Origin of the sequence: Pseudomonas sp. GD03944 (genome assembly GCF_029839275.1) — a bacterium.
GTDB lineage: Bacteria > Pseudomonadota > Gammaproteobacteria > Pseudomonadales > Pseudomonadaceae > Aquipseudomonas.
This window is the reverse complement of sequence record NZ_JAOCAH010000009.1, coordinates 25,193-48,333: the sequence shown is the minus strand read 5'-3', so window position 1 is coordinate 48,333 and position 23,141 is coordinate 25,193. Positions and strand designations below refer to the sequence as shown.

Annotated in this window: 18 protein-coding genes; 6 read left to right on the top strand and 12 right to left on the bottom strand. The window is 64.4% G+C overall.

The features are described 5' to 3' along the window. Nucleotides 1-108: 108 nt before the first annotated feature. The 4 genes from N5C28_RS15100 (at nt 109) to N5C28_RS15085 (ending at nt 4,285) form a co-directional block, all read left to right on the top strand. Complete coding sequence (locus tag N5C28_RS15100; RefSeq protein ID WP_279823496.1) at nt 109-1,080, top strand: transporter; 972 nt, start codon at nt 109-111, stop codon at nt 1,078-1,080. A 36-nt stretch (nt 1,081-1,116) separates the two neighbouring features. Then, the gene (locus N5C28_RS15095; RefSeq protein WP_279823494.1) at nt 1,117-2,406 is read left to right on the top strand and encodes an MFS transporter; all 1,290 of its coding nucleotides are present in this window, start codon (nt 1,117-1,119) and stop codon (nt 2,404-2,406) included. Nucleotides 2,407-2,457: 51 nt separating this feature from the next. Then, nucleotides 2,458-3,222: a hypothetical protein gene (locus N5C28_RS15090; protein ID WP_279823491.1), complete on the top strand. Its 765-nt coding sequence runs from the start codon at nt 2,458-2,460 to the stop codon at nt 3,220-3,222. Between the two features lie 415 nt (nt 3,223-3,637). Continuing rightward, entirely contained in the window at nt 3,638-4,285 is a 648-nt protein-coding gene (locus N5C28_RS15085; protein WP_279823489.1) for an alpha/beta hydrolase, read from the top strand. A 55-nt stretch (nt 4,286-4,340) separates the two neighbouring features. On the opposite strand, the gene N5C28_RS15080 is transcribed toward N5C28_RS15085, so the two are convergent. The 3 genes from N5C28_RS15080 to N5C28_RS15070 all read right to left on the bottom strand — a co-directional run bounded on the left by N5C28_RS15080 (nt 4,341) and on the right by N5C28_RS15070 (nt 7,595). Further along, the gene (locus tag N5C28_RS15080) at nt 4,341-5,084 is read right to left on the bottom strand and encodes a tellurite resistance TerB family protein (protein WP_279823488.1); all 744 of its coding nucleotides are present in this window, start codon (nt 5,082-5,084) and stop codon (nt 4,341-4,343) included. A 154-nt stretch (nt 5,085-5,238) separates the two neighbouring features. Beyond that, complete coding sequence (recJ, locus tag N5C28_RS15075; protein ID WP_279823486.1) at nt 5,239-6,951, bottom strand: single-stranded-DNA-specific exonuclease RecJ; 1,713 nt, start codon at nt 6,949-6,951, stop codon at nt 5,239-5,241. Nucleotides 6,952-7,055: 104 nt separating this feature from the next. After that, nucleotides 7,056-7,595 carry a YaeQ family protein gene (locus tag N5C28_RS15070; RefSeq protein WP_279823485.1) on the bottom strand — a complete coding sequence of 180 codons (540 nt, stop codon included), beginning with the start codon at nt 7,593-7,595 and terminating at the stop codon, nt 7,056-7,058. 192 nt (nt 7,596-7,787) lie between these two features. On the opposite strand from N5C28_RS15070, the gene N5C28_RS15065 reads away from it, so the two are divergent. Both N5C28_RS15065 and N5C28_RS15060 read left to right on the top strand, forming a co-directional pair. Next, nucleotides 7,788-9,512 (top strand): hypothetical protein, encoded by a 1,725-nt coding sequence (locus tag N5C28_RS15065; RefSeq protein ID WP_279823484.1) that lies wholly within the window; start codon nt 7,788-7,790, stop codon nt 9,510-9,512. 162 nt (nt 9,513-9,674) lie between these two features. Next, nucleotides 9,675-11,414, top strand: coding sequence for a hypothetical protein (locus N5C28_RS15060; protein ID WP_279823483.1), 1,740 nt, complete (start codon nt 9,675-9,677; stop codon nt 11,412-11,414). A 78-nt stretch (nt 11,415-11,492) separates the two neighbouring features. Here N5C28_RS15060 and N5C28_RS15055 read toward each other — a convergent pair whose 3' ends face one another. The 9 genes from N5C28_RS15055 to N5C28_RS15015 all read right to left on the bottom strand — a co-directional run bounded on the left by N5C28_RS15055 (nt 11,493) and on the right by N5C28_RS15015 (nt 23,136). Then, on the bottom strand, nt 11,493-12,173 hold the full coding sequence (locus N5C28_RS15055; protein WP_279823482.1) for a phospholipase D-like domain-containing protein: 681 nt from the start codon (nt 12,171-12,173) through the stop codon (nt 11,493-11,495). A gap of 15 nt (nt 12,174-12,188) precedes the next feature. Continuing rightward, on the bottom strand, nt 12,189-12,683 hold the full coding sequence (locus N5C28_RS15050; protein WP_279823744.1) for a rhomboid family intramembrane serine protease: 495 nt from the start codon (nt 12,681-12,683) through the stop codon (nt 12,189-12,191). A 44-nt stretch (nt 12,684-12,727) separates the two neighbouring features. Next, the gene (locus N5C28_RS15045) at nt 12,728-17,971 is read right to left on the bottom strand and encodes a DNA repair ATPase (protein WP_279823481.1); all 5,244 of its coding nucleotides are present in this window, start codon (nt 17,969-17,971) and stop codon (nt 12,728-12,730) included. 106 nt (nt 17,972-18,077) lie between these two features. Further along, nucleotides 18,078-18,317 carry a hypothetical protein gene (locus N5C28_RS15040; protein WP_279823479.1) on the bottom strand — a complete coding sequence of 80 codons (240 nt, stop codon included), beginning with the start codon at nt 18,315-18,317 and terminating at the stop codon, nt 18,078-18,080. 171 nt (nt 18,318-18,488) lie between these two features. Next, nucleotides 18,489-18,818, bottom strand: coding sequence for a DUF4156 domain-containing protein (locus N5C28_RS15035; protein ID WP_279823478.1), 330 nt, complete (start codon nt 18,816-18,818; stop codon nt 18,489-18,491). Nucleotides 18,819-18,873: 55 nt separating this feature from the next. Then, nucleotides 18,874-20,922 (bottom strand): flotillin family protein, encoded by a 2,049-nt coding sequence (locus tag N5C28_RS15030; RefSeq protein WP_279823477.1) that lies wholly within the window; start codon nt 20,920-20,922, stop codon nt 18,874-18,876. A gap of 143 nt (nt 20,923-21,065) precedes the next feature. Further along, entirely contained in the window at nt 21,066-21,707 is a 642-nt protein-coding gene (locus N5C28_RS15025) for a hypothetical protein (RefSeq protein ID WP_279823476.1), read from the bottom strand. Nucleotides 21,708-21,805: 98 nt separating this feature from the next. Continuing rightward, nucleotides 21,806-22,501, bottom strand: coding sequence for a PspA/IM30 family protein (locus N5C28_RS15020; protein WP_279823474.1), 696 nt, complete (start codon nt 22,499-22,501; stop codon nt 21,806-21,808). 14 nt (nt 22,502-22,515) lie between these two features. After that, a complete protein-coding gene (locus N5C28_RS15015) occupies nt 22,516-23,136 on the bottom strand; it encodes a YjfI family protein (RefSeq protein ID WP_279823473.1) in 621 nt (206 codons plus the stop codon). Between the last annotated feature and the right edge of the window lie 5 nt (nt 23,137-23,141).

Here is a 23,141-nt window from a genome sequence, read left to right as displayed (position 1 = left end):
AATAGTGCCCAACTCTTTACTCGCAATCGTTCGACTGCCAGCAGAGAGTCGACCAGCAGCCTCTCATCAAGGTGGTTCGGTCATTCGGGCCGTGCGGATGACATCACCATGATGCAACTGTTCGTTGCCCCGACATTCGCAGTCGGTGGCCTTGCTCTTGTCCGTTGCTTCCTTCTGCTGCTGGTGACACTGGCCTGCTGGCCAGCCCGGGCAACCGACCTGACATTGCCCGGCATCAACCTGGGCGGCACCAGTTTCGAGGACGGTGCTGGCGGTATTGGCCACGCCTTCCAATGGACGACCAGCTACACCGAGGCCTCACGCCTCTACGATGCAGAGGGTGATCGTCGCGACCTGAAGCATCACAGAGCCCTGTGGGTATCCCGACTGCACTACCTGTACACCAGTCCGCATATGTTCCTTGGTGGCAACCTCGGCGGCGATGTACTGTTACCGCTGATAGACATGGACATGGAAATAGGGCCTGCCCGGCTTCACAAGCGTGGAATGGGCAACCCCGTTCTGGGTGTCTATCTGCAATGGCTGAACCGGCGCCTGTTCGACCGACCGTTCGCCTCTCGCCTGTCACTGGTCGCACTCGTCCCCTGGGGGGATTACGACCGAGATGCCTCGCTCAACCTGGGTACCGACTACTACAGCCTCAACCCCTACTACGCCTTCACCCTGCGCACGAGCGACCGCTGGGAGCTGAGCGGCCGCCTGATGTATCTCTGGAACGGTCGCAGCGATGATCCGGAAACTCGCCTGCACACCCTCCACCGCGAAACAGTCCGCACGGTCCAGCCCGGCCAGGCGCTGCACTCCAACCTGAGCGCTTCCTATGCGCTGAATGCGCAATGGCGCTTGGGCATCGGCCTCTACCACCTGCAGCAAATAACGAATGACCGCATCAACGGTGAGCCCCAGGTGGACTCGAAGGAACGCATCCTCGGTCTGGGGCCGGGCGTGCAATGGCGCAGCGGCCCCAATCGCCTCGTCGCCAACCTCTACGCCGAGAGCATGGCCCGCAATCGCGCGGCCGGCTCACAACTGGTACTGCGCTACATGCGTGTGTTCTGAAACCGGGGCTCACCCCACGCCAACAGGAAACGACCCATGGAACTTCGCTCGGCACGCTGGTGCGGCGTGATCAGCCTTCTGATCATTATCATCATTGCCTACATAGACCGTATCAACATCGCGGTGTTGATCACCGATTCAGACTTTCTGCAGCACATCGGCCTGGCAGGGGAAGACCGTACCCACCAAGGCATGCTGGCCACCGGTTTCATGGTCGGCTACGGCATTTCCTCCTTGGTACTGACCCCCTTCTGCGTGGCGTTGTTCGGTGTGCGCCGCAGCCTTATCTACGGCCTCTGCTTCTGGGGCCTGATCACCTTCGTCTCCCCCTTGATGAGCAGCTTCGGCCTGCTGCTTTTCTCCCGAGTGCTGCTGGGCCTGGCGGAAGGGCCGTTGTTCGCCCTGGCCGGCTCCTACGTGAAGGCCTACTTCGAGGCAGACGCAAACGGCAAACCGAACGCGTTGATCTACATGGGCGCCGGACTCGGCCTGGCGCTGGGCTACCCCCTGATGGGCTTCCTGCTGCTGAGCTACGGCTGGGTGTTTTCCTTCCAGTTCCTCGGAGTGATGAACATCCTCCTGGGGCTGCCGCTGGTGCTGGCCTTCATTCGCATGCCGGCGTCCTACGATTCCATGACAGTGAGCAAGGTGTCGCCTACCGCGGTGCTGAGGCATACGCGCAACCTGTTCACCGGGGCGATGCATACCCGCCACCTGATGGTGCTGACCGTGTTGTCCTGCGCCTTTCTTTCCTACATGTGGGGCAGCAGCAACTGGCTGCCCACCTATCTCAAGGAGGCCCGGGGTATTGCACTCTCGGAGCTTGGCTGGCTGGTATCGCTGCCCCTCTATGCCATGGTGGCCGGTACCCTGTGTGGCGGAGTGCTGATAGACCACCTGCAACGTCGCCAGGTGCCCCTGCTATTCATGACGGCCAGTTCGGCGGTCGCACTGTTCGTGCTGCTCGCCATCAATGCCAGCGATGGCTATCAGGCCATCTACTACCTGATGGCGGCGAACTTCTCCTGGGCCACCCAAGGCGCAGCCATCCCCGGCAGTGTGCAGTACCTCTCGCGCGCGGAACATACCGCCAGCGCCTACGGCGTGGTCAATGGGGTGGGTTCGGTGGTTTCCGGATTCATGCCGATGCTGATGGGCTGGGTGATCACCCTGGTATCCAGCGGTCAGGAAAACGAGGTGACGGGCTTCTACTCGGGCTTCAGCCTGCTGATCGGCATGCAGGTAGTGGTATTCCTGTGTGGCTGGGTGCTGTTGCGGCGCAGCGAGCACGATTACCGGTCCACCACAGGATTGGAGGCTCCCTGAGGGGCCGTGACTGCCCCACACATCCGTGGGGCCTAGATAAGGAGTTACAACATGACCCAGCTTTTATCCTTGGCGGGCGGCTATCGCTTCATTCCGGGAGAATTCAAGTATTCGTCGGCGGTCATCGCCGAACCCGGATACGCCATCGAACGGGTGAGGCTGACCCAGCCTCTTCCGCTGGCTGAAGGCTTTGCCTTCATGGAGGCATATCTCGGGAGGCTGGGACGGCCGATGCTGGCGCTGTGTGCCTGTGAACTGCGGTCACCCGCCGCAATGACGGAAGAGCAGTTCAAGGCGTTCAACCTCGCCTACGTCATCCCCTTGAAAACGTGGGGATTGACCCAGGGTGAACTCAATCCGGTCGCGCGCTGCAACCTGATTCCTCAGTACAACCCGCCCACCGAACCCAGCTTGTACGCCTTCTGCTACACCGTACCGGATGGTCTGGAGCGGCGTGTGGCAGACTTCGTTACCTCCGGCGCCGCCGAATGCCCGGACCGTCCCAACTACCGCGACAACATCGTTCGCCTCGGCGACACCTCGCCGGATGCGCTGCTGGAGAAACTGAGTTTTGCGCTTGGCGACCTGGAGGACAGGCTACGGATCATGGGTGTCACCTGGGCTGATGTGCGAAACATGAACCTCTACAGCCGGCACGACCTGCACCATGCCTTGGAAGCACTGATAGCGCCACGTGGCCTGTTGACGAGTGATCTTGGGTTGCATGCCGTCTCGCCGCCAGTCGTGGATATCGAAGTCGAAATAGACGCCAAGCGGATATCGCGACACCTGCTGCTGGATGGCCGTTTCGATTGAACCGACGCAAAGGAACCAGGCTCCGCCGGGTTCCTTTGCGTGGCGCTATCGAAGTATGAACAGTGCAAACCTACACAAACCGACGATACCGACCTACGTCGGGAGACAGCGCTGACGTGCTCAATACAGGCCATGAGGCCCTGCAGCCACACGGACAGCCTTTCGACTACACAATTACGCTTCCAACAGGAGACTGAGATGACGGTTCTCAGCGAATCCGGCGCTCTGATGTCCTATTACAACCAGCAGTACGACTGCTCGTACCAGCGTCGCAGACTTTGATCAGTATCCACGCCTGTATCGCACCCTGAGCGACCAGGCCCATGCCAGCCTGCACGGTTTCAAGGATGTGGCCTATGGTCCAGGCAGTGCCGAGCGATTGGACATTTTTCCGGCCAGTCGCCGGAACGCTCCGGTGTTGCTGTTCATTCATGGCGGTTACTGGCGGGCCCTATCCAAGGCCGACTCGGCCTTCATGGCGCCGGCGCTTACAGCGGCGGGAGCCTGTGTGGTTGTACTTGAATACGACCTGGCCCCTGCGGTAACCCTTGATCACTTCGTCGATCAGTGCCGCGGTGCCCTGGCCTGGATACACAGCAACGTTGCCACATTCGGTGGTGATCCCCGGCGCCTGTTCGTCAGCGGGAGTTCAGCAGGAGGACACTTGGCCGGCATGTTGCTGGCCGACAACTGGAGAGCCGATTACGACGTGCCGGATAATGTGCTGCGCGGTGCTCTGTTGTTCAGCGGGCTTTTCGATCTGCACCCATTACTGCAGACCTACATCAACACCTGGATGAAACTGGATACTGAAGCAGTCCGGCGCAATAGCCCTTTGCTCCACTTGCCACGAAGCGCTGGCGAACTTGTGGTTAGTTACGGGGCGCTTGAATCGGCAGAATTTGTTCGCCAGAGCCAAACTACCTGGCGGCTTGGTGCGAAAGGGGGTTGCCCGGCCGCTTCCTCGAGGCGCCGCAAAAAAACCACTTCGACGTCGTACTGGAACTGGGAAAACGGGAACGCCCCTGTACAACGCAGCATTGCAACTCAGGGACATCGGTAAATAGCGACTATCAGCAGGGCCGCGTTCGAAATCGATAGCGGCCCTGCTAGTTCGATCAGACGGCGTTCAGCTCGACCCGCACCTGGGCTTCGAGCTCGCTCTTCAGGGCCGGGTCCAGCTTGAGCTGACGGGCCAGCTCTTCCAGGTAGGCGCGCTCCATGAAGTGCTCTTCATCGACCATCAGCACGCTGGCGATGTACATCTCGGCGGCCATTTCCGGGGTGCTGGCGGCACGCGCCACGTCTGCCGGGTCCAGGGGCTTGTTCAGCTCGGCTTCAAGCCAGCGCTTGAGGTCGACATCCTGGGTCAGCTTGGCCAGCTCGCCTTCGATCAGTTGGCGCTCACGAGCGTCGACGTGACCGTCGGCCTTGGCGGCAGCGACCAGGGCCTTGAGGATGGCCTGGCTGTGCTGCTCGACCTGGGGCGCCGGCAGGCGATCCAGGGTCTGCGGCTCGCCCTGGGGCGCCTGGGCCTGTTGCGCCTGCCAGTTGCCGTAGGCCTTGTAGGCGATCACACCCAGCGCGGCCAGGCCGCCATAGGTCAGCGCCTTGCCACCGAACTTGCGGGCTTTCTTGTTGCCCAGCAGCAAGCCCATCGCCCCGGCTGCCAGCGCACCGCCGCCAGCACCGGACAGCAGGCTGCCAAGGTTGCCGGAACCGGAAGAGGAACCGCCACGACCACCCAGGGCGCCGCCCAGCACATCGCCAAGACCACCGCCCGACGATTTGCCAGCGGTTTTCTGCTGCAGCAGGTCCTGGCCGGACTTGAGCAATTGATCGAGTAAGCCTCGGGTATTCATCGGCAGTCTCCTGACGGCAATAGGTGAAAATTCGACCGGGAGCATGCACCGAAAATTCGGGCATGGGTGGTGAGTGTGCGTCGAAATGTTGCCAGTCCGAGTGTAGCCCGCGCCGCGCCAAGGGGCCGGCGGGCGCGATGCAGCGGGCAGAGAATCAGCGTGGCGCGATATGCGCCACCATCAACTGCACGCTCTCGTTGCCACGAAACTCGTTGAGATCGAGCCGGTAGGCCACCTCGGCCCAGCGCAGGGTCGGGTTGGGCCAGACGTCGCGGTCGATGTTGAAGGCGATGCCGTCGAGTTGCACGCTGCCGCACTCGGTCTTGAGCACCAGCTTGAGATGGCGCTCGCCGACGATGCGCTGGTTGACGATCTGGAACACGCCGTGGAACAGCGGCTCGGGGAAGTGCTGGCCCCAGGGGCCGGCATGACGCAGCGCCCGGGCCAGCTCCAGGTGGAACTCCTCGACGGACAGGCTGCCGTCCGACAGCAGGCGGCCGGTCAGGTCGTCCTCGCACAGCTGGCGCCGCACCTCGGCATCGAAGGCCACGGCGAACGCACCGAAATGCTCCTGGGGCAGCGACAGGCCGGCGGCCATGGCATGCCCGCCGAACTTGCTGATCAGCCCGGGGTGCTTGGCCGCCACCGCGTCCAGCGCATCGCGGATGTGGAAGCCCGGCACCGAGCGGGCCGAGCCCTTGAGGACGCCCTCCCCGGCATCGGCAAAGGCGATGGTCGGCCGGTGGTAACGCTCCTTCAGGCGCGAGGCGAGGATGCCGATCACGCCCTGGTGCCAGTCCGCCTCGAACAGGCACAGGCCGAAGGGCATGTCTTCCAGCGGCAGGTCCTTGAGCTGGGCCAGGGCCTCGCGCTGCATGCCCTGCTCGATCGCCTTGCGGTCCTGGTTGAGCTGGTCGAGTTGCACGGCCATGTCACGGGCCAGGGCCTCGTCGTCGCAGAGCAGGCATTCGATGCCCAGGGCCATGTCGTCCAGGCGGCCGGCGGCGTTGAGGCGCGGCCCGAGAATGAAGCCCAGGTCGGTGGAGGTGATGCGGCCAGGATCGCGCCCGGCGACTTCGAGAATCGCCCGCAGACCCGGGCGCGCCTTGCCGGCGCGAATCCGCGCCAGGCCCTGGTGCACCAGGATGCGGTTGTTGGCGTCCAGCGGCACCACGTCGGCCACGCTGCCCAGGGCCACCAGGTCCAGCAGTTCGCCCAGGTTCGGCTCGGCGCGCTCGGCCCCGAACCAGCCGATCTGGCGCAGGCGGGCGCGCAGCGCCAGCAACACGTAGAACATCACCCCCACCCCGGCCATGGCCTTGCTCGGGAACGCGCACCCGGGCTGGTTGGGGTTGACGATGGCGTCCGCGCTGGGCAGCTCCGGCCCCGGCAAATGGTGATCGGTCACCAGCACCTTGAGCCCGGCGGCCTTGGCCGCAGCCACGCCGTCCACGCTGGAGATGCCGTTGTCCACGGTGATCAACAGCTCCGGCTGGCGCTCCAGGGCCACGGCGACGATTTCCGGGGTCAGGCCGTAGCCGTACTCGAAACGGTTGGGCACCAAATACTCGACGTGGGCGGCACCGAGCATGCGCAGCCCCAGCACCCCGACCGTGCTGGCGGTGGCGCCATCGGCATCGAAGTCGCCGACGATCAGCATCCGCTGACGCTGCTGCAGCCCCTGCACCAGCAGCTCGACCGCCGCCTCGATGCCTTTCAGCTGCTGGTACGGAATCAGCCGCGCCAGCCCCTTGTCCAGCTCGTCCGGCGAGCGCACGCCGCGTGCCGCGTACAAGCGGGTCAACAGCGGTGGCAGGTTCCCCAGGTCGGGCAATTGGGCAGGAAGCGGGCGGGGTTCGATACGCATGGAAGCCTTGTCTGTTTCATGGAGCACGTAGAGTGGAACAGCGCGACGCGTGTTCCACCAGAAAGCCAGTGGATGCGAAATGCGGCATCCACCCTACTCGGTCATTAGCGCTGGCCAGCCAGCCACTCGATGGGCAGTTCGTGCTGGCCGCGCTCGTCGGTGACGAACAGTTCGCCGTCGCTGATCATCACGCTCCAGCTCAGGGAACGCGGCATGTCCAGCGCCAGCTCCGCCAGCGCCTCCTGACCCAGGGCGACCACGTTGATGTTCTTCAGGCTGCGAACCGGGTCGAGGGCCTTGGTCTGCCACACGCGCAGGTTGCCGTAGGCCACCAGGCTGAACTTCTCGGTACGACGCGAGCACCAGGTGATGCGGTCGCTGTCCGGCTGGCCGACTTCGATCCAGTGCAGCACGCGGTCGTCCAGGCTCTTCTCCCACAGTGCCGGCTCGTCCACATCGGACAGGCCCCGGCCGAAAGCCAGGTGCTCGTGGTAGAACAGGGCGTAGGCGATCAGACGGGCGGCCAGACGCTCCTCGGTTTCCGACGGGTGCCTGGCCACGGTGAAGCGCAGGTTCTCATAGACGCTGCGGTCCATGTCGGTGAGGTTCATCTCGATCTTGTAAGTCGTGGAAGGCAGGGCCATGGAGGAGCTCTTGGCTGGTCGAATGAGGGGGCAAGTCTATCGCGAATCGCCCTCGGGGTGCCGACCTAAGATCGGGTTGGCAAATGGCCGACCCGGCGGTTGCCAGCACATTCGGCGATCCGTATAAACCGCCACGGGCCCGCTCGAGCAGGGCGAGCCTTCACGGACGGATGTATCGAAAAGGAAATCATCATGGAGCTGGTCGTCGGAATCCTCGCTGTTATCGCTTACTTCCTCATCCGGGCGGTTTCCAGCGCGGATGAAGAGCCACGGATCGTGAGGGAAGACGGGAAGGTCAGCCTGACGCCCGACGAGGCGACTCTGATCAACCGCATTTACGCGCTGCGAACCAGTGCGCCCGATCTGGGGCTGCAGCTGGCAGCCCCCCTCTGGGGCGACGCGTGGCAACTTGCCCACGTCTCGTTGTGTCCGTCGCTCTTGCTGCTCGATCGGGAAGAAGAAGCCCTCGAGCGGCTCTCGCACCTCGACGCGCCCCATCGCGATGATGCGCTGGAGCTGCTGCTGCAGGCGTTGGTGGGCGCCGGGCAGACTGATCGGGCACTCGCGCTGCAGAAGCGCTTCAACGTGACGCGCATGGGTTCACCGCTACTGCGCAGTACGCTGCTGCTGGCCGACGGAAAAATCGAGGACGCCCGCCAGGCACTGAATACCCTTGTGCTGAATGAAGAGCGTGGCGAACAACCCTTTCTGGCGCTGGCCCGTCTGCAACAGGGCTGCGACCAGCCAGAACTGGCCGAGGCGACCCTGGCCAGGGCCGAAGCCCTGCTCCGCCGTGAAGCCACGCTCGATTTCAACTGGAACCCCCTCCTGCAAACGCTGGCCGATTTGCAGCACTATCCACGCCTGCTCGAGCTTGCTCAGTGCAGCGATCTGCCCACGTTCACTATCGTCAAGCTGCTCGCGGCCCACGGCCGATATGACGACGCGCTGAACGTACTGGCAGACGCAGACCGCTCGAAATCCTACCGGATTGATCGTCAGGAACTGTTCGACCACTTCATTGCTGCCCAGCGGCCCGAGCTGATGGATAGGCTGCTGATGGTTGGAACGCTCGAAGGCGATGTGGAGCTGTTGAAGTGCTATGCCGACTGGCATGCACAGCGTGGCGATACCCACCAGGCCCAGCAGCTACTGGACCGGGCCCAGGGCGCGGAGCCCGTGAGCCGGCAATGGCTCCTGCTGACGATGGCCGAGCTGCACCGAGACAAGCACCCCTCCTGGGCGTCCAGCCTGACGCGCCACGCCGAACGCCTGCTCGCGGGTGAAAAAGGCAACGCGCCATGGCCCTCCATGCGCCTGTTCCACGTGCAGCACCTGCTGCGCGAACAGGCCAAGCGCCCACCCAATCAACGCGACAGTTGGTCGGTCCGCCAATTCCTGGAAGAGGTCGAACGCCTGCTTGCCGAACGGGATCCCGAAGACCGTGTTCCCGAGCGCATCGCGCACAGCCTGCTGCTGGAAGAGCTGGGGGAGTCACAGGCGGCAAGAACGCTGTTGGCTCACGTACGCCAACAACTGAACGAGCAAAACGATCTCGAGGACACGCCGTATCACTACAACGAACTTGCCACCACACTGATTCAGTTCGGCGAGCTGGAGCAAGCCAGGGAACTGGCGGACCAGGGGCTCGCCGAGGAACACTTGAACGAAACGCTGCTGACAGCCTACATCGATGCCGGGCGCCTGGAAGACGCCTTTGAGCTCATCGACCTGCACACGCTGATCGGTTCCTGCGGCACCTCCAACCTGCAGCGCCTGCATCACAGCATCGGTGCGCTCAAGGAAACCGATCCACGACGCTACCAGCGCCTGCAACAGCAGTTGCTGGACTGCCTGAACGATGACAACACCTGGCGACGCTGGGGCCAGGTGCAGCCCCAGCTCGCCGCTGCTTGATCACCGGTTACAAGCGCGCCCGGAAGGCCGACCCACGATCGGGTTGGCAAACACGGCAGCCGGCGTTTGCCAGCCCGCGGCGCACGCCGTATAACACCGCGGCACGGGGCTCCATCATGGAAACGGGCCCCTCATGGACAGCGAAACAGAAAGGAAGCCCACATGGAGTTCATCGTCGTTTCCGTGGCCATCGCCGCGATCATCGCCTTTGTCGTGTTCAAGTTCGCCTCCGGCAGTGCCGGCACCTCTGGCGAAATCCGCTACCCATTCGCGGGTACCAACGCCCACCTGACGCTCAAAGGGGTCAATCAGATCAATCGCATCGCCACGTTGCGCGACGGTGCCCCCGCATTGGCCCTGCAACTGGCTGGCCGTTTGTCGGGCGATGCCTGGCAGATTGCCCACGCATCGCTGGGAACCGCGCTGCTGCAACCCGGCCGCGAGGAGGACGCCCTGGCGTTGTTGCAGCGTCTCGACGAGCCCTACCGCAGCCATGCCCTGGAGCAGTTGCTGCAGGAGCTGGTGGACCGTGGCCAGGCCGACAAGGCCCTGGCGCTGCAAACCCGGATTGGCGGCGAGCCGCCGCGTTCGCCCCTGTTGCGCGGCGCCCTGGCCCTGGCGGCCGGCAACCCGGACGGTGCACGCCACGAACTGCACGGCCTGGCCGAGGATGACTCGCTCAGCGACCTGGATCGGCTGACCCTAGCCCGCCTGCAACAGGCCTGCGGCCTGGCGGAGGAAGCACAGAGCAGCATCAGCCTCGTCAGAGAGGCGCTGGACAGCGAAACGCCGGCCATCGAGTGGCGCCCCCTCATGGAAACCCTGGCGGCGCTGCACCATTACCCGGACCTGATTGCCCTGGCCGCGCTCGGTGAAGAGCACACGCGAATCGTCGTGGAACTGCTCATGCAGGGCGGCCAGTACACCGATGCCCTGAAACTGCTCGCACCGCTGGAGTCGCCCAGCACCGAGCTGCTCGACTATGAGGCGTACCTGAAGCAGCTGTTGCAGGATCAGCGCCACGACCTGGCACAGCAGCTGTTGAGCAGCTCCCAGGGTAGCGTCCACTCGATCCTGCTGGAGCAGTACGTGGACTGGCACATCCAGCGCAACGACAGCCGACAGGCCCAGCGACTGCTGGATGCCGAGGCACAACGCCTGGAACCGTCCAGCCTCAACTGGCTGCTGCTGTCCCTGGCCGAACGCCACGACGAGACACAGTCCTACTGGGCCAGCGAGCTGATCCGGCAATCCGAGCGCCTGATCAGCGACCACGCCGGCCAACCTGACGAGCCCTTCATGCGCCTGCTCAACCTGAGGTTCCAGCTCCAGGCCCAGGCCAGACGCTCAGCCAATCAGCGTGACAGCTGGACGATCCGCCGCTGCCTGGAGGACATCACGCAACTGATCGCCCGGATGGAGCCCGACGACGCCCTGACGCAGCGCATTCATCACAGCGAACTGCTGCACACCCTGGGCGAGCATGAGCAGGCCATGCAGTGCCTGCAGGACGCCCGCCAGCAGATGGAGGACGATTGGGCGCTGGATAAAGACATGCTCGAGTACCACAACGACGAAATCGCCACCGCGCTGATCAAGCTCGGTGAGCTGGATGAGGCCAAACGCCTGATCGACCAGGGCAAAGCCAGCCGCTGGCTCAGGCACGGCCTGCTGGACGCCGTCATCGCGGCCGGTCGCCTGGAGGACGCCATCGAACAGCTGGATTTCAGCACCTTGGTAGGCCTGGACCCGGAATCTTCACTCAACCAGCTCTACCGGCGCGTGCATGACCTGAAGGATCAGGACGTCCCGCGCCAGCAACGGCTGGAGCAGCGCCTGTTCGAACGCCTGGAAGAAGACGCCACCTGGCGTTACGACGCGCAGCTCGCGCCCCAGGTGTGACAGGCGATCAGGCCCACCCGCCGTCACAGGCAACCGTGACGGCCCTGCCCTCCCCCGACGCCTGGCGTTCGCTCGACGTCAGGCGTACCGCGTCCACAGCTTGTCGAACTCGCGGCGGTACTCGGCCACCAGGTACGGATCGTCGGTCACTAGGAGGTTTTCCTCGTTGCTAGTGCTGGCGCTGCGCGTCCAGTTGAAGCTGCCGTTGAGCAGCAGGCGGCCGTCGAACAGGGCGAACTTGTGGTGCATGTGGAAGGGGCTGTTGTCGATGCGCAGCGGCACGCCCGAGTCGATCAGGTGCTGGATGTCGCTGCCGACGTCGAAGCGCTTTTCGCTGTCGCTGATGATGCGCACGGCGATCCCGCGGCGGTGCACGGCAATCAGCTCGTCGCTGAGCTGGTCGTCGGAGATGGTGTAGACGCAGACATCCACCGATTCCCGGGCCTGGCGGCACAGGTCGCGAATGCGCTGGCGGCAGCTTTCGCCCGGGCTGAAGTGGGCGCTGGCCTGCCCGCGGATCGGCGAGCAGCGCACCTCCAGGGTCTTGATCACCTGTTCCAGCCATTTCAGGGCCGGTAGCGCATCCTCGGGGTTCTGAACCAGCTCGCGCACCAGGGCGAACGCCCGGTTGCGCATGTAGCGCACCTGGTCCGGCCCGAGGTCGTTGCCCAGTTCGCGCAGCTCGTCGCGCTCCTCGTTGCTCAGACGCAGGTCAGCGAGGCTGTCGCGCAGGTGTTGGTCAAGGCGGTTGAAATCCATGCAAATTCCTTTTCGTCAGGTTCGTTTCTTGCGCCAGAGCGCGGCGTACAGCACGCCGCTCAGGGCTCCGGCCAGGTGGTATTCGAAGGACACCCCGTCACGCGGCAGCAGGCCGAACAGCCAGCCGCCATAGAGCAGGAACACTAGCGCGGCCAGCAGCAGGTCGAGCAGGCTGCGCTCGAACCAGGCCCGCGCCAGCAACAGGCCCCAGAAGCCGAACAGCCAGCCACTGGCACCGATGTGCAGGCCGATGCGGCCGAACAGCCAGACCAGCAGTCCGCTGACCAGGATGATGAAGGCACTGGCCGCCAGGAAGTCGCGCCGCGAACGCAGCAGCACCAGGGTACCGAGGATCAGCAGGCCGCTGAGGTTGCTCAGCAGGTGCGCCCAGCTGCCGTGCAGCCAGGGTGCGAAGAGGATGCCGGGCAACGCTTCGACATGGCGCGGCACCAACCCCCAGACGTTGAGCGCGCCACCGCTGACGCTGTTGCCGAGCTGCACCAGCAGCATGCTGCCGGCCAGGGCCAGCAGCAGGCGCAGATCGGCCAGCGATCTCACGGCGCCTCGTCGTCCGCGTCGGTGCTGCGATGCTTCTGGCCCAGTTGCTCGCTCAGCTCGCGCAACTGGCCGGAAATCTCGCCCATGCGATTGTGGGTGCCGAGGTCGATATCGATCTTCTTGTCCATCACCTTGATCAGCGGCAGGAAGCTGTTCTGCAGGCTATCAGCCAGGGTCTCCAGCAGCTTCTGGGTACCCGGTTGCGGCGGTGTGACCACCTCCACCTGCGGACGCAGCTTGCTAAGGTTGTCCAGGCCGGCCAGCAGTTGCTCCCACGGAATGACCGGTGCCTCGCCTGCCGGCTTGCCAGCCGCCAGGTTGCGCACGCCCTCCACCAGGTCGTTGAGTTGCGCCACCACCCGGCCACCGACATCGCTGTCGCTGCCGCCCATGGCCTTGTTGCGCATGAAGTCGCGCTTGATCTGCGCCCAGCGCTCGGCCTGCTCGGGCGTCTGGTTGCCGCGCAACTCGGCGAGCTTGAGCAGGTTCTCCTCGGCACCGGTGGTCAGCAACTGCGACTCGCCCTGGTAGTGGTCGGCGATCAGCTGCAGCAGTTCGGTGTCGTTCATCACCGAGCTGATCTTCTCTGCCATCTTGTTCATGTTGCGGTAGCTGCCCTGCAGCTTGAACGGCGGTTCGGTGCGGTAGGTATCGGCCTGGGCAGCGCTGACGATGTACTGCTGGTTGACCCGGCCGACCACGTCACGCACCTGCATCAGGCGTTGCAGGGTCGAGGTGATCTCGTTGATCTCGGCAGCGCTGTAGGTGTGCGACAGCTCGTTGGCGGAGAACGGCTTGCCCTCTGCCTTGGCCACGAAGCGGTAGACGTCGGCCATGTCGCGGGTGGCAAGCGGCGCCAGCACCGGGTTGGAAGTCAGGCTGTTTTCGATGTAGCTCAGACCGAACGCCTCCTGCATGCCGCCCAGGGTGTCGCCGAGGTTATAGATGTCAGCCCGGTTGGCGAGCATGTCGGGGATCTTGAACACATCGCCGGACTCGGTGTACGGGTTGCCGCTCATCACCACGCAGAACTTCTTGCCGCGCATGTCGTAGGTCTTGGTCTTGCCCTTCCACACGCCCTCGATGCGACGGGTGCCGTCGCACAGCGAGATGAATTTCTGCAGGAATTCGGGATGGGTGTGCTGAATGTCGTCGACGTACAGCATCACGTTGTTGCCCATCTCCAGCGCCAGGTTGAGCTTTTCCAGCTCCTGGCGCGAGGTGGCGTCCGGCGCCTGGGCCGGGTCGATGGAACGCACTTCGTGCCCCAGGGCCGGGCCATTGACCTTCATGAAGATCAGCCCCAGACGGTGCGCCACGTACTCCATCAGCGTGGTCTTGCCGTAGCCGGGCGGCGAGATGAGCATCAGCAGGCCCATCAGGTCGGTGCGCTTGTTCTCGCCGGCGGTGCCCATCTGCTTGGCCAGGTTGTCGCCGATGAAGCCCAGGTAGACGTCGTTGATCAGCTTGTTGCGCACGAAGGACGACAGCGGCCGCGGCTTGAACTCGGACAGGCGCAGGGCCTGACGTTCGCGGTTGATCACCTCCTGGCGCAGGGCCTGGTAGCGCTGCAACTGCGGCACGAACTCGCCACGGTGCTGGGCCAGGCGCGCGAAGTAATCGTCGATGGCCAGCACCAGCGTTCCGTCCTGCAGGCGCGGGTGATCGCCGAGCAGGCCGCTGACCGTGAAGCGCAGGTCGACCTCGGTGAAGCGGCGCGGGAACTCCTCGTCCAGCAGGCTGATGGCCACGGCCTCGGGAATGTATTCGGCCAGTTCCGCCAACGCTTCGTCCTGGGCACACAGACCATCGAGCCAGGTCTGCACCAGCGACCAGCGCTGCACCGGGCGACCGCGCAGGTTGTCCAGTGCCTCGCGGTAGTCGTCCCACACGTGGCTAGCCTGCAGGCGCTGCTGCAGCCCCTCGAGCAATTGCCGGGCGTATTTGCTGAAGGTGAAGGCGATGGGCTTGGCCGCCAGCTCTTCCACCAGGTAGGCCGAGGCGGCCTCCCGCTGCGCGGCGGTGACCGGCAGCGGGTTCAGGACCAGGAAGCGCTCCATCGCCGTGGCGATTTCGCGCTGCAGGCGCTGCACACCCTCGCCGCTGCCGAACAGCTGGCGCAGGTGCAGGCTGCTGCGGGCCTGCTCGGGCCACAGCTCGGCCTCGATGTCCTCGCCCCAGCGGTTCCAGAACAGCGCGGCGAACCCGCGGGCGGTGGGCGCATAGCGCAGCAGGCCGGCGCTTTCGCGCAGCGGCAGCAACTGGCTGAGGATCAGGGCCGCATCGTGGTCGTGGATACCCTTTTCGTAGGCATCCTTGTAGCGCGGCGCGGCGAAGTCGCGGATCAACCGGGTCAGGGTGTCCGGCTGCACCAGGTGGGTCTTGAGCTGATCCAGGTCGAGCCCGTCACGGCCGGCGAGCGCGGCGTCCAGCACCAGGCCGGCCAGGTACTCGGCCCGGTAGAGGGTCGGCGACTCGGACTCCAGCGACACCTGCCAGTAATCGCGCAGGCTCTCCAGGGTTTCGTCGCGCAACGGTTCGAGGAAATCGGTGCCGGTCAGGTGCAAATGCAGCGCATCGCCGCGCGGCATCAGGGTCAGGTCGAGTTCCTGGGTGTTGACGCTGAAGCGGTGGCGCGGGCCGAGCTTGATGACGTTGCCGCCCTCTTCGAACAGCTCGCTCTTGTCGCGCAGGGCACGCACCGCCTGGTCCCGGGCCGCCTTCAGGCGCGCCTCGACGTCGTCGGCCTTGACGCTGTCCTTCAGTTCGCGCAGGCGCTCGGCCATTTCGCGCAGCTTGAGGATCAGCGGGTCGGCGGCGAAGAAGGCGTTGAGTTCGTCCATCTGGGTCAGGCGCGCGGTGCGCCGACCCAGGCTGTCGAGGATGCGCTGGGCGGCATCGAGCACGCCCTGGGCGCGACGCTGGCGCTCGTCGAGCAGGCTCTGCTTGTGCGCCTCGAAGGTTTCCAGCAGCTCTTCGCGCTTGCCGAGGATGTCGCTGAGGAACTGTTCGTGGTCGCCGAACTGGCTTTCCAGTTCCTCCAGTTGCACCAGCAGGCGCGACAGCTGCTCGTCGCACTTCTCCGGGTCCTGGGCCAGCGCCAGGGCGTTGGTGATGCCCTGGCTGAACAATTTGAACTGGGCGCCGAACTGCGCCACGGTCTCGGCCGAACCCAGCCCCTTGCGGCGCTGCTCGGCGCGGGCCTTGGCCTGGTTGAGACGGGCGTAGACCTCGGAAATCGACTCGACGATGCGCGTGCGCTGGGTGGCGTCGTCGATCTTCAGCGACGCCATCAGGCTCGACAGCATGTCCAGGTTGCCGGCCATCACCTGCATCTCGGCCAGCGGCTCATTCAGCTGGGTGACGCTCTCGGCTTTCTGCGCCAGGGCATCCAGCTCGGCCAGGCGCAGCACGTAGGGCTGCAGCGCCGCATCGCTGGCGAGGAACGCAGAGGTGGCGGTGGCGGCACGTTCCTGCGCTTCGAGCAGCTCGGCTTCCATGGCGTCAATGCGCGCCACGTCGATGTAGCGGTAATCGCGGATGGTCAGCAACTGGCCGCGCTGGGCGGTGATGGCATTGAGCGCCTCGACGAAATGCTGCACTTCGTCCCAGCTGTCGACCAGCAGGCCGGACAGCAGGCTCTTCTGCCGGGTTTCCGCCTCGGCCATGGCCCGGGCCGACTGCTGGCGGATGCTCTCGACCTTCTCGAACTCGTCGAGCACCAGCTCGCCAGTGGACGCCACCTCGCGCAGCAGCGGCGCCAGCTCGGCACACTGGGCGTCGCCCAGCCAGTGGTAGATGTCGAACAGGCGGCGGGTGTTCTGGCACAGCTGGGTGTAGCGCGCCACCGACACTTCGCGGCTGTCGATCTCGCGGCTGAGGTTGAGCAGGTCGGACACCCCGCGCACCAACTCGGCGTTGCCGATCCGCCCGAAGAAACCGCTGCGCGCTGGCTGGCGGGCGGCGTAGTCTTCGCTCTCGAATGGCGTCTGCCAGATCTGCATCGGGTGGATGCGGGTCGGCTCGCTGCCCTCGGCGGAGAAGATCACCATGCGCCCGTCTTCCAGGCGTGCGTAGCCGTGGCCGAAGATCGGGTTGTGCAGCTGGCGGTTGATCATGTTGTAGGTGAACAGCGCCGCACGGCCTTCTTCCGGGTGGTAGAAGATGTACTGCACGTCTTCGCCATTGGGCGAGCGCACCGAGCGCTTGAAGCGCATGCCGACCATCGATTGCTCGAAGGTCTTGTGCTCGCCGTTCTGCAGGTAGTAGCCGCCGGGGAAGATGATGCCGTGGTCTTCCGGCAACTGCACGCAGGCCAGGCCGATGGCGTCGATGCGCTCCACCTGGCGGGTCAGGCTGTTGAACACCAGGTAGCGCCACTGCTCTTCGCGGTACGGCAGGATCTTCAGCAGGATCAGGCTGCCCAGGCGGGCGTATTCGATCTGCGCGTCGTCCAGGGACTGGGTCTTGTCCACCACGGCTTCGCGGTAGATGCCCAGGCCGTCCTGGGTGTTGTTCTCGACCTTGATGGTCAGGTCGCCGCCGATGGTTTCGACGAAGACGGTGTCGAGGATGTTCATGTGCGGATGGCGGCCCATGACCACCATCTCGCGGGACGTCTTCTGCCACTCGAAGTCGAACGGCGCCGGCAGCGCGATATCGCGCTCGCCCCGGTTGTCGATGTAGCGGACGTCCTTGCCGTCGGTGGAGATCGACCAGCGGAACACGCGGATGTCGCTGATCCGTTCGCCGATCTGGAAGCTCGCCAGCAACTTGCCGTCGCGGATGGCCAGCTGCAACAGGCGGGTGTTCTTGTAGTAGGTGTACAGCTCGTTGAAGTCGGCGACGAAGCTGGCCTGGGCCAGGAAGCTGCCCTCCAGCGGCACGGGCTCTGCCTCGTAGCCATCGCTGCCTTCCACCAGGCGGTAGAGGGAGAACACGTCGGCGACGTGGGTTTCCTTCTTCAGGCCGATGAACACGTTGTAGCCGAACAGCAGGCACTCGCCGACCTGGACGATGTCGCGGGCGATGCAGTTGTTCTCGGTGCGGATGCGGACCCGGCCGATGGCCTCCATGTGGCTGCTGCCGAATTCGGCCAGGCGCTGGCCATTGAGCGTTTCGGTCAGCTGGCGCAGGCGCTGGCCCTGCTCCTGCAGGCGCCGGTGCAGCACCTCATAGGCGCCGCCTTCGGCGACGGCTTTGTCCAATACATCCTGTGGTTGGGCTACGGCATCCGACATCGTGGTCTTCCTGAATCTGCGGTGTCTGCAAGCAAGGTACCCCCGACGCCCGGGGGACCATCGCCCAGCGGCACGGGCCCTGGGCTGGAAACGGTCTCGGCGCGGATCAGGCGCCGATTTTCTGTGCGATCTCGGCGACCTTGTCGCGCATCGCGGGGTCGAGTTCTTCGGGCTTGATGTGCGCGATGATCTTCTTCAGCACGCGAATCTCGTTGTCGTCGATCACCCCGTCGCGCTCGGCGATGCTCAGCAGCGCGCCCAGCTCCTGCACGTCCAGGCGGCCGTCGTTGCTGAAGCACTGGATCGAACGGAAGGACATCTCCAGGTAGTCTCTTGGCTCTGACATACAACATTCCCTATGTGTTGAAGAAGCAGCGTTCATGGGCGACGAGCGTCCGAAGGCTTCGGCGTTCTCGTGCAAAATGGGTCCCGGGTTCAGGCGCCGGGCGCGCTCGGGCAGGTGCCCACCTGGCGCCGCACTGATGACCCGTGCGGCGCCTGTACTACCGAGCCGGGATTAACGGCAGGAGTAGGCTTCACCGTTCAACGTGAAGATCGAACCGACACCCGACGGCGCGATCTGGTTGTTGGTGGACTTGATGTGCAGGGCGTTGCCACCCAGGCTGGCAACGCGGTTGCGGGCCTGATTGCGTGCGTCTTCTTCCGGCTCACCGACCAGGGTGTGCTGGTTGTTGCTGCTGACGGTGTCGACGAACTTGCACTTCTTCGCCTCGTCGGCAGAGATGATGCGCACGCCCTGCCCTTCGGTGCTCAGCGCAGTACCGGCGCAACCTTGCAACAACAGGGCGCCCACCAACAGCAGCGATACGTTTCCGAGATGTTTCATCTTTCACTCCTCTTTGCTTATGAAAACCGTGCCGTTCCCGGCACGGCAGGGTTTATCAGAGTTCAGCCGTGCCCTGGCCATTGCTGACCGGGCTCGCCACCGGCGCAGCGCCCTTGCCGTTGAGCAGGCGCGCCAGCACGTCCTGCACGACCGGGCTCTTGCCTACCACGCCTTCGATGGCCTTGCCCACAGAGAGCGACTTGGCGAAGGAGTTGAAGAAGTCGCCCTCGCCGCCGACGATCTCGATCTTCGCCTTGGCCAGCGCGGTGGCCAGCACCTCGGCCTGATCCTTGGCGATGTCCTTGTTGGCGGCGATGGCAGCCATGGCCTCTTCGAAGCTCTTCTCCAGCTGCATGCGGAATTCTTCGTGGGCCCGGGCGTTGTCGCTGAGCGAGTCCAGCGCGCCGAACTTCTTGCCCAGGCCTTCCGCTTCGGCGTTCAGACGCTCCAGCAGCACCTGTGCCTCGGCCATGCCCAGGTCCTGGGTTGCCTTGGCCTTGGCAGTGCCGAGCTGCTCTTCACCACGTGCCTGGGCGCCGAGTTTCTCTTCCAGCACCTTGGCCTCGGCCAGGCCGTCCTTCTCCTTGGCGGCCGCCTGCGCTTCGATGACACGCGCCTGGGCCAGCCCTTTCTCCTGCTCGCCCTTGGCTTCGGCGATCAGACGCTCGGCCTGTACGCGGGCCTCGGCCAGGCCTTCCTTCTCTTTCGCCGCGGCGGTAACTTCACGCACACGCGCATCGGCCAGGCCAGGCGCGGCGCGCTCGGCCTCGATACCTTCGGCCAGTTTCTTCTTGGCTTCGGCGCTCTTGGCCGCCGATTCCAGCTCGGCCTGGGCCAGGGTGTTGATCTCGATGGCCTTGTGCTTGGAACGGGTCTCGTCGGCTTCGGCCTGCTTGACCTGGCGCACCAGCTCCTGCTCGGCTTCGGCCTGGGCATTGAGCACGGCGACCTGCTTCAGGCGCTCGGCCTCGGACACTTCACGCACTTCCTTGATGCGCTCTTCTTCCTGGGCCACGGTCTTCTCGACCGCCACGCGCTCGCGCACCACGGCGGCGATGTTCTTGCGCTCTTCTTCCAGCGCCTTTTCCTTCTCGATGCGCTGCAGCTCGACCTCGCGCTCGCGGGAGACCACTTCCAGGTCCTTGGCGCGGGTGACTTTCTCCACCTCGATGACCACGGCACGCTGGCGGTTCTGCTGGGCCACCTCCACTTCGCGCTGGTGGTTCTCGGCGCGGATGTCCAGCTCCTGCTGGGTCTGGATGCGGGCCTGCTCGGCCTTGAGGCGTTCTTCCTCGCGGACCTTCAGGGTTTCCGCTTCCTCGCGGGCACGGATGGTCTCGATCTCGCGCTTCTGGCGCGCTTCGGCATCGGCCTGCTGGCGCTCGAGGGCCAGGGTCGCTTCGCGGGTTTCGACGTTCTTTTTCTTGATCGCCAGCTCTTCGTTGCGCTCCAGGTCATTGGTGATGACGTTCTGCGCGGCGGTCAGCTCGGTGATCTTGCGGATACCTTCGGCGTCGAGGATGTTGCTCGGGTCCAGGGAGGACTTGGAGGTCTGCTCCAGGTAGTCGATCGCCACGTCTTCCAGCACGTAACCGTTGAGGTCATTGCCGATCACTTCGACGATGCGGTCGCGGAAGTCCTGGCGATTCTCGAACAGCTCGACGAAGTCGAACTGCTTGCCGACGGTCTTCAGGGCTTCGGAGAACTTGGCGTTGAACAGCTCGTTCACCGCGGCGCGGTCGGAGGCACGCTCCACGCCGATGGCCTTGGCCACCTTGAGCACGTCTTCCTGGGTCTCGTTGACGCGCAGGTAGAAGGCCACGGTGATGTCGGCGCGCATGTTGTCGCGGCAGATCAGACCGTCCTTGGCACGGCGGTCGACTTCCAGGGTGATCAGGGAGATCTTCATGAACTCCTTGAGGTGGATCACCGGGTAGACCAACGAGCCGGTGAAGTGCACCTTGGGCGTCGAGCTCATGTCGTTGACGATCAGCGCAGTGCCCTGCGGGACCTTGATGTAGAAGGCCTTGAACAACGCGATCAGGGCGATCACGAAGAGGACGACCAGACCTGCGCCGACGATGAAGGGGATGACGTTTTCCATTACTGCTTACTCTCCTTTGCTAATTTTGCGAGCCGGCCCGAGGACCTGCCTACGACCTGCGGCACCTCGCTGCGCCGAACGCAGGCCGGGTGCTCGCTCACTGCCTGTACCCCTGTGTGGCCGCCTGTGTGCCTGAACGGCCCTCAGACGCCCCGGAATTCCGCTTCGGTAATCACGCGATAGGCGTGCTCGGCCGTCAGGTACTCCAACAGCACGACCCGGTCGCCGCGCGTGAAGCCCAACGCCTCGTCGGCCCGCACCCGCAGGATGAGGCCGGCGCCACCGTCTTCCAGTACCGCCTCACCGTGCGTGAGCGTGACCTTGCTGCTGCGCACCACCGCCACCTGCCCCAGCACCGACTTGCTGCTGACCGCCTCGACCTTGCGAAACAGCGGTCGCAACGGTCGGCAGACCACCGCGCACGCGGGAATGGCCAGCACCAGGACACCGGCCATCACCACCAGCCCCAGGGGATAGCGCAGCAATCCCAGCGGCAGATGACGCAGCAACCAGAGTTCGATGAAGTAGCAGGCAAACCAGCCGACGAAGAACAGCAGGGTGAGCACGAGGGTGACGGGCACGCCGTCGAGCTTGAATTTGTACAGCAGGCCGGCCAGGCCTTCGGTCTGCCCGGTCCCTTCCATCACGGAATCGGCTTCGATATCGAGCAGGTCGATATCCAGCAGCCCGGCCGCGACCACCAGCCAGTAGATGACCGCCACGCACAGCAGGAAGCTGTAGATCGCCGTGGGGAACGACAATGCGGTCTGGAGGAAGAGTTCCATGGCTTTCCTTTTCCTGAATCCATTCGGAAGGTGCGATGGCTCGCACCTTCCCGCTCATGACGCCGTCAGAACCGGCTCACGCCCAAGCGAACGATCGCTCAGGGCTTGGCTTTGTCCTTGAGTCGCGCCAGCACGCTGTCGGCGCTGGCGTTGTCGGCCTTGATACCGGCCGCGCGCAGCTTGGCCTCCAGCGAATCGTCCGGCGCGCTGGTGGCGGCGAGCTCGGCTGAGGCTTCCATCTTGGCAGCGCGTTCGGCCTGCTTCTGCTTGATGCGCTCCAGGGATTCCACCGCAGTCTGCAGCTTGGCCTGGGAGCCGCCGTAGCGCTGGGCCACGGCCATCTGCGCCTTCTGCACGCTCTCGGTGGCCTTGACCGTGTCCACCTGCTGTTTGAGGCGCTTGATGTTGCCCTCGGCCTGGGTCACGGCCTTGCGCAGCTGCGCCACGCTGGCGGCGAAACCGTCAGCCTGCTCGCGCTCGCTGGCCTGCTCGACTTCCAGGTTGGCGATCTTCTCGGCCACTTCCTTGGCCAGGGTCTCGTTGCCGGCCTCCAGGGCCTTGAGCGCGTACTGCTCGTACTCGGCGACGCTCGCCGCGCTCTTGCTCACCTTGTCGCTGGCCAGTTTATGCCTGGCCATGATTTCGGCCAGGGCTTCCTTGGACTTGCGCAGCTCGATATCCGCATCGCGGATTTCCTGATCGAGGATACGCAGGGCCTGGCTGTCCACCACGGCCTCGCCCATTTCGTTGGCACCGCCACGCAGTGCCGTCAGCATTTTGCTCCAGACATTCATCGCTTCATCTCCTCTCAGGCGCCAGCCTGCAGAAAGCCTTCATAGGCTTCGGTGGCCTTGATCACGTTGTCCGCCAGCAGCTCGATCTCGAACACCACGTCGGACAGGGTCGAGGACGAACTCAACGCGCCGTACATGATGTAGCAGTCGCGCCCGTCGGCCGCCCTTTCCAGGCCGATGGACGACAGCGGGAACAGCTTGTGGGTACGCAGCACTTCCTCGTTGAAGGCTGTCTGGTCGCGCACATCGCTGGCCGGCCAGAGCAGCGCCTCGACGACGATCTGCTCGCCGAACACCGCGACGAACAACGGCAGGTCGCCGTACTCGACCATGGTCACGTGCAAGCTGGCGTCAGCGCCCTGAATCAGTTCGATGCCGGCCTGCCCGCTCTGGAACAGTTCCGTCGCCGCCAGCGCTTCACTCAGCGACTGGGCGGTCCAAACCTGCGGCATGCTCATACCTTCCTCCTTCTCCATCGAAGCCAGCATCGACTGAGGCTGGCGCAATTTGCGCTCGAACGCGGCAAGCAGCGACGCGTGCTCGGGCAAGATCCAGACTTCCTTCTTCACCAACCCCTGCTCGCGCAGGCGCTGGCGGTAAAGACGCTGGTAATGGGCTGATGATTTATTGTCCATGTGCC

What these genes read in the sequence shown, in the direction of transcription:
- N5C28_RS15090 (WP_279823491.1), top strand. Translation starts at nt 2,458, where the DNA reads ATGACCCAGCTTTTATCCTTGGCGGGCGGCTATCGCTTCATTCCGGGA.
- N5C28_RS15050 (WP_279823744.1), bottom strand. Translation starts at nt 12,683, where the DNA reads ATGCTGCTGGTGCAGCTCGGCAACAGCGTCAGCGGTGGCGCGCTCAAC.
- N5C28_RS15080 (WP_279823488.1), bottom strand. Translation starts at nt 5,084, where the DNA reads ATGAATACCCGAGGCTTACTCGATCAATTGCTCAAGTCCGGCCAGGAC.
- N5C28_RS15025 (WP_279823476.1), bottom strand. Translation starts at nt 21,707, where the DNA reads ATGGAACTCTTCCTCCAGACCGCATTGTCGTTCCCCACGGCGATCTAC.
- N5C28_RS15060 (WP_279823483.1), top strand. Translation starts at nt 9,675, where the DNA reads ATGGAGTTCATCGTCGTTTCCGTGGCCATCGCCGCGATCATCGCCTTT.
- N5C28_RS15100 (WP_279823496.1), top strand. Translation starts at nt 109, where the DNA reads ATGATGCAACTGTTCGTTGCCCCGACATTCGCAGTCGGTGGCCTTGCT.
- N5C28_RS15020 (WP_279823474.1), bottom strand. Translation starts at nt 22,501, where the DNA reads ATGAATGTCTGGAGCAAAATGCTGACGGCACTGCGTGGCGGTGCCAAC.
- N5C28_RS15030 (WP_279823477.1), bottom strand. Translation starts at nt 20,922, where the DNA reads ATGGAAAACGTCATCCCCTTCATCGTCGGCGCAGGTCTGGTCGTCCTC.
- recJ (WP_279823486.1), bottom strand. Translation starts at nt 6,951, where the DNA reads ATGCGTATCGAACCCCGCCCGCTTCCTGCCCAATTGCCCGACCTGGGG.
- N5C28_RS15095 (WP_279823494.1), top strand. Translation starts at nt 1,117, where the DNA reads ATGGAACTTCGCTCGGCACGCTGGTGCGGCGTGATCAGCCTTCTGATC.
- N5C28_RS15065 (WP_279823484.1), top strand. Translation starts at nt 7,788, where the DNA reads ATGGAGCTGGTCGTCGGAATCCTCGCTGTTATCGCTTACTTCCTCATC.
- N5C28_RS15055 (WP_279823482.1), bottom strand. Translation starts at nt 12,173, where the DNA reads ATGGATTTCAACCGCCTTGACCAACACCTGCGCGACAGCCTCGCTGAC.
- N5C28_RS15035 (WP_279823478.1), bottom strand. Translation starts at nt 18,818, where the DNA reads ATGAAACATCTCGGAAACGTATCGCTGCTGTTGGTGGGCGCCCTGTTG.
- N5C28_RS15040 (WP_279823479.1), bottom strand. Translation starts at nt 18,317, where the DNA reads ATGTCAGAGCCAAGAGACTACCTGGAGATGTCCTTCCGTTCGATCCAG.
- N5C28_RS15070 (WP_279823485.1), bottom strand. Translation starts at nt 7,595, where the DNA reads ATGGCCCTGCCTTCCACGACTTACAAGATCGAGATGAACCTCACCGAC.
- N5C28_RS15045 (WP_279823481.1), bottom strand. Translation starts at nt 17,971, where the DNA reads ATGTCGGATGCCGTAGCCCAACCACAGGATGTATTGGACAAAGCCGTC.
- N5C28_RS15015 (WP_279823473.1), bottom strand. Translation starts at nt 23,136, where the DNA reads ATGGACAATAAATCATCAGCCCATTACCAGCGTCTTTACCGCCAGCGC.